The sequence below is a fragment of the Blautia sp. HCP3S3_D9 genome, from assembly GCF_052063845.1.
Classification (GTDB): Bacteria; Bacillota; Clostridia; order Lachnospirales; family Lachnospiraceae; genus Blautia_A.
Window position 1 is genome coordinate 1 of sequence record NZ_JBQHWS010000171.1, and the last position, 6037, is coordinate 6037.

Sequence of the window (6037 nt, forward strand, 5' to 3'; positions counted from 1 at the left end):
TGCCAGGGATAACGGCATCAATCAGGAAATAAAACTGGCACACAATTATGTAAGCAACTGGGAAGAGATGAAAGCAAACGCTTCCGGACTTCTTATCTGGGGTGATGTCGGTACTGGAAAATCTTTTTTTGCAGGCTGCATTGCCAATGCCCTTCTGGAAAAAGGCGTTCCTGTACTGATGACCAACTTTTCCCGGATTCTGAATACCCTTACCGGAATGCATTTTGAAGACAGAAACCAGTTCATCAACAGCTTAAACCGCTACAGTCTTCTGATTATTGATGATCTCGGAATTGAGCGGAACTCTGACTTTGCACTGGAACAGGTATTCAATGTAATCGACAGTCGTTACCGCAGTAAAAAGCCTCTGATCATAACGACCAATCTCACTTTATCAGAGCTGAATAACGCCGCTGATATCGCACACAAACGAATTTATGACCGTATTCTGGAGAGATGTATTCCTGTCCGTATCAATAACCGGAATATCCGTCAGGACAATGCAACAGCTAATTTAAAACAGGCAAAAAAAATCCTGTTGAACAATCATGTTCCGAACCAGAATTGACTCGAAAAAGTATAACACAATGATTACTTTTCACTGACAGTGGTACTACTTTCTTTCCTCATTTATTACCAGAAATATGCCACTGTCAGTTATCTAAAACCATAGTACCAAACCAAAAGATTTTAAAACCAAAACTGCCCGGATACGGGCATAAAAAGGAGGTGCCAGATATGGCAGATAAAAGAATCATGACACCAGAAGAAAAAGCACTTTTACAGGCAAAACACCGCCAAGAAGAAGCTGAAGCAAGAAATCGCAAAAAAGAGCGTGATGCCAGAACACACAGATTAGTCCAGGAAGGAGCAATTTTAGAAAGTATTGTTCCCCATATTAAGGAAATGGATTTAGATTCCCTGAAACGGGAGCTGATGATCCGGCTACGGGGAATGTAAACGCACAAGTTCTACTCCCGAAGGGCGCACTTACTCACCACCTGATAAATCAGGCAGTGGTATCCCCTTCGGGGCTCGTGCGCTCTGCCGAGGGCTTTATCCGCTGTTGCAGGCAACATCGAAAGGAGGTGCCAGATATGGCAATTTATCATATGCAAGCCAAGGTCGTCAGCCGTGGTTCCGGTCGGTCTGCTGTTGCTGCTTCTGCTTATATGAGCTGTAGCCGGATGTACAATGATTATGATGGTATCCAGCATGACTATACCAGAAAGCATGGGTTAATCTATCAGGAAGTGATGCTTCCACCAATGGCTCCATCGGAATGGAATGACCGGGAACAACTCTGGAATGCTGTGGAAGAAACCGAAAAGACCAAAGACAGTCGACTGGCAAGAGAATTTGTTGTCGCACTCCCTGTTGAATTGGATAAAGACAGTAATATTTCTCTTCTTCAAGATTTTATTAAAAAGAACTTTGTAGATATGGGGATGTGTGCTGATTTTGCCATTCACGATACAGATGGTCACAATCCCCATGCACACATTCTTCTTACTGTCCGACCACTAAATGAAAATGGAACATGGCAGTATAAAACCGAAAAAGAATATCTCTGTATCAAAGATGGGGAAGAAAAAGGATTTACTGCTTCTGAATTTAAAACTGCTCAGAAACAGGGATGGGAAAAGCAATATCGCTATAAAGTTGGAAAAAAGAAAGAATATCTGACTTCCTCTGTTGCACAGGAAAAAGGATATGAACGGATTGATAAACACCCCAAGAGTAGCCGATATGGCAGACAGAATCCTATTTCCGAACAATGGAACAGTGATGAACAACTTTTCATCTGGCGGGCAAACTGGGCAGATGCCGTAAATAAAATGCTTGCACGTAATCAGATAAATGCTACCATTGATCACCGCAGCTTTGCAGATCAGGGAATCACCGAACAGCCAACTATCCATGAAGGCTACATTGCCCAGAATATGGAAAAGAAAGGCATGATAGCAGACCGCTGTGAAATCAACCGTCAGATTCGTGCGGATAACAAAATGCTCCGAGAATTAAAAGCAAAAGTAGCAAAACTGGCTGAAGCTGTAGAAAAGTCTATTCCAATAATTGCAGAAACAATGGAAACTATCCGAAATCATATGATTTTTACACAATATCATTTACTTCATAATGAGATGCAAAAAGAAGTAATTCATGATTGGATGAATCATTTTAATCCAATACTGAATAAATATAATGCTGTTAAGAAGAAACTCAAAGCGAAAGTTTCGGAACGGAAAGAACTGAATGTGCAAAAGGATAAAACCAGTATTTTGAATCCCATCCAGCATATAAAATTGAATCAACAGCTTACCACTGTTACCGAAGAAATTGAAGAACTGAAATCAAGGAAAGAGCAGCTAATTTTCCAGGCGGAATGCTCTACCGATAAAGATATGACGAATCTATCCAAAAAATATGACCAGATGAATAAAAATCTGGATATCCTGGATTCTCAGGACATCTCGCTCCAAAAACAGCTTGAAAAAGATGCCACCGCTTTCCGGGAAGAAAAATTTCGTCCTGAACCAGAACAGTATACAGAATTGCTGGACACCAGAATCCAGATACGTCCTGATTTCCGTGATAAGCTGATTGAGCAGCTCAAAGGTACTTTTGGTAAGTATTATGACTATCACCGTCGTGATATTGCAGCCAATGAGGTGGATTATCTCAATGTGGAAGATCCTGACGTCTTCTCTCATCGTGCATGGAAACTTAAATATCAGAGGAAACTGGAAATACAGCGAAATCAGCCTGCTCGGACTAAGAAAAAGTCATATGATATAGAATTGTAACCGTCTTTGAATAGATAATATGTTCTTACAAATCTCTTGTTCAAAAGTGAGTTTTTTTCAAAAAAGCGTATGGATTTAAAACTTCCATACGCCTTTTTATATTCCGCTCTTCAAATTGTCTAAAAGTTGACTAAAAATATATCACCGTTCATATGATGCAATAATTTCTTTGCTATCTGCTGTTTTATAATCAATTGTTCCCAAATTACCAATCAAGTCAAATGTCATATCTGCATTAACCTGCAATTCATCTTCAAGTTTGACTGCCGACGGCTCATCTTTTAGAAAAACTGTTAATCCATAAGGCTCTGTTTCAGACTGTATCTCTATACTGTCATATGAGTATCCCTCTGGATACTCTTGACCGCTTACAATATTTATAACATTTGAAGAATCTCCTACATAATCTGTCTTATACTGCGATAAATCAGGAATTTCGTACAGTTTTTCTTTTTTTCCGCACGCTGAAATCAACATGATTGATACGGCAACTAACATAATTGCAAGTACTTTTTTCTTCATAGAAACACCTCCCGAAATCTTTATTCAACACTTTTCGATTTGAGCAAAAGCCCAAGGGACTTTAATGTCCCTTATGCTTTTCTCTTTTCTTTCGTTGTTTCAGTTCAAACATTCGCTGTTCTTCTGCCTCTTTTTTCTTGCGGCCTTTCTCTTTGCGTTCCTGCTTGTTCTGTTCCTGCTGTAGTTTCAACGCCTGTTGCGATTTTGTGCCAATGCCTATTTCCAGCATCTGCTTTTTTGCTTCCCGCTGCATCCGTTTCGGATTTCTTTTGATATCCTTTACAACAGTTTCAACAACCGGACTGAATTTCAAACTGAAATAACACTTTTGAATATATTCCTGTACTTCATAATCTTTTGGTTCTGCACCAAATGTTATCTTTGCCACAGATAGTTTACCATCTTCGATGCGTTCAAATATACCCACCCAAAACGGCTCTTCAAAAAATACTGTCAGCTTTCCATTTACTTTGTCCATAAGAATCCCTCCTAAAATTGATTGAACAAAGAATGGACAACCCGGAGGGGCAGGTTACTTACCCTATTTATATAGGACGGCCGGGCTACCTACCGGCTCTGGCACATCAAAGATGTACGTTGCGTTTTTATCTTTGCTTTTATAATCAAGCCATATGGCACGATTAACTTAATTCTGCAACTTCTAAGTTACGTTCCTCAAAAACATTCTTACTTCATAAAATTCTATCTTCTGTTCAAATCATATCATATGATTAATACATTTTCTATATACTTTCTTGATAAACAGCAAAAAGCTCCTGAAGGAGCTTTCCACGCTTTAAATGTACACTAATTCTCTTAACACAATCTCTTCTGCATCATTGCTTATTTCCCATGAAGAATGTTGTAAATTAGTACTATCCACAACGATAACAGGTAATTTAATTATTCGTATTTTTTCCCGATAATGTAAATCGAAACTACCATACCACCTAATATCATAATTAAGAAAATGTTATTTAAAATATCCCATAAAGCTATATTGAAACAATTGATTATTATAATACCTGCAAGAGGATATAGAACAACCGTTGCAAGTATCCATATTTTTAAAGTTGTGCAGATGTATATCCAATTTCCATTGTTAAAAGATAAACCAACTAGATGTATTCTAAAAATTCCTTGTGATACATAATTTATCTTGTTGTCATCATAATATGTTGGTAATATGTCTTTTGCAAAGAAACAAAACCATGCACCAAATAAAAGCATTCCCCCAGTAACCAGCAATATATCCCCTTTCATCTCAGCTAATGAACTTCCAGATACAACTAACATAATAATTTCTGTAATAGATATAAAAAAACATAACAAATATGCTAATATCCAGTTTTTTCTATGCTGGTGAATAGAATCCCTAACAGCCATATCGAGAGAACCTACTACCAATTCCTCGATTTCTTTTTTATCAATATTTTTCTGTGTATCTATTTTTTCTCCACGTAACAATTCTGTAACGGTAACCTCTAATATATCAGCTATTGGTATGAGTAATACGACATTGGGCATACTAAGACCACGTTCCCATTTGCTAACTGTTTTATCTGATACATATAATTTTTCAGCCAAATCCTTTTGAGTTAAATTCTTTTCCTTTCTTAATTCGGTTACAAATAAACCGAATTTTTCATTGCTAATCTGATACATATATCCACCTCCTGCACACATATTATAATGAGAGTGTGCATAAAGCAATCGACTAACAGTAGAATTGCAGAATATTAGCACAAAATTCATCAAATAATCTCCCCATCATGATTATTTCTATAAAGTTATATTCGGATGTTTTTTAAGCCATACTATGGAATAATTAAATCGGCAACTTATGACCAAGACGGAAAAAACAGCCTTCAGAAACTTAGAAAAGATCACTTGCTATAGAATTGTAATATGCTTCTTCTTTGACCCCTTATAAACACAAAAGCTGAACAAATAGGATTTTTCGTCCTACCTGTTCAGCTCTTTGTTTACCTGTAAATCAATTCTTTCAACACAATCTCTTCTGCCATATTACGAATACCATTTACCGCTCTGACCCATTCCATCTGATCACGAGCTTTCAATTCCTCCGTAATCCCCTGCTTCTCCATCATCTGACACACCAGAATATCCATTCTTTCTTGTGCTTCATCGTCCACAAGATTCAGATGTTCCACCAGTCTGTCTTCCAACATATACAGTGAATACATTGCCGGACGATGCTCTTTCAGATACGTTTTCCGCATCATTCCATATTTCCCATAATGCGGTTCTTCATCTGTACTGACAAGATTCGGATAGTAAATTCCGTCTGCGCCAAGTGTGTAGGTTCCACCCATTTTTTCAAATGTGCTTTTCATGTGTTATTCCTCCTTGAAATCAACGATGTCCTTAGATCATCGCAAAATATTTCAGGGCAGCCTTGATAGCTTCTTCCTTCTCTTTCGGGCATTGTGGAACTCTTACATTTTCTGATTTTGGAAGATTATAGTTTTCTCCCACTTCAATTCCACACTTGCGTTTTACCTGAGAAATATATAAACTTGAAACCTTCAAGCCAAATTCTTTCAGCACATAATCTTTGATTTCCTGATAGGTTGCTTTCAACTCGGCACTGGTGGCATCCAGCTCGTCCAGGTCTAAGTCGATCTCTATGTGGTCATCCGGTTTTTGTTGGGACAACAGAACAACCGTTTCCACGTGTCTTGGGA

7 protein-coding genes and 1 pseudogene are annotated in these 6037 nt (G+C 38.0%); 3 read left to right on the forward strand and 5 right to left on the reverse strand.

The window, feature by feature from the left end:
- From ACTNES_RS18905 to mobQ, 3 genes are all read left to right on the forward strand, one after another.
- A partial coding sequence (locus ACTNES_RS18905; protein ID WP_441040382.1) for an ATP-binding protein occupies positions 1-568 on the forward strand: 568 nt, incomplete at its 5' end.
- A 170-nt stretch (positions 569-738) separates the two neighbouring features.
- A complete protein-coding gene (locus ACTNES_RS18910) occupies positions 739-960 on the forward strand; it encodes a DUF3847 domain-containing protein (protein ID WP_117767619.1) in 222 nt (73 codons plus the stop codon).
- 137 nt (positions 961-1097) lie between these two features.
- A complete protein-coding gene (gene mobQ, locus ACTNES_RS18915; RefSeq protein ID WP_441040383.1) occupies positions 1098-2807 on the forward strand; it encodes a MobQ family relaxase in 1710 nt (569 codons plus the stop codon).
- A 141-nt stretch (positions 2808-2948) separates the two neighbouring features.
- Here mobQ and ACTNES_RS18920 read toward each other — a convergent pair whose 3' ends face one another.
- The 5 genes and pseudogenes from ACTNES_RS18920 to ACTNES_RS18940 form a co-directional block, all read right to left on the reverse strand.
- The gene (locus ACTNES_RS18920; RefSeq protein WP_118137847.1) at positions 2949-3329 is read right to left on the reverse strand and encodes a DUF4825 domain-containing protein; all 381 of its coding nucleotides are present in this window, start codon (positions 3327-3329) and stop codon (positions 2949-2951) included.
- A 61-nt stretch (positions 3330-3390) separates the two neighbouring features.
- The gene (locus ACTNES_RS18925) at positions 3391-3807 is read right to left on the reverse strand and encodes a YjdF family protein (protein WP_118265811.1); all 417 of its coding nucleotides are present in this window, start codon (positions 3805-3807) and stop codon (positions 3391-3393) included.
- 425 nt (positions 3808-4232) lie between these two features.
- On the reverse strand, positions 4233-4994 hold the full coding sequence (locus ACTNES_RS18930; RefSeq protein WP_279207311.1) for a helix-turn-helix domain-containing protein: 762 nt from the start codon (positions 4992-4994) through the stop codon (positions 4233-4235).
- Positions 4995-5314: 320 nt separating this feature from the next.
- Positions 5315-5686 carry a TnpV protein gene (locus ACTNES_RS18935; RefSeq protein ID WP_118265809.1) on the reverse strand — a complete coding sequence of 124 codons (372 nt, stop codon included), beginning with the start codon at positions 5684-5686 and terminating at the stop codon, positions 5315-5317.
- A 31-nt stretch (positions 5687-5717) separates the two neighbouring features.
- Positions 5718-6037, reverse strand: a pseudogene (locus tag ACTNES_RS18940) (23S rRNA (uracil(1939)-C(5))-methyltransferase RlmD); the annotation flags it as partial.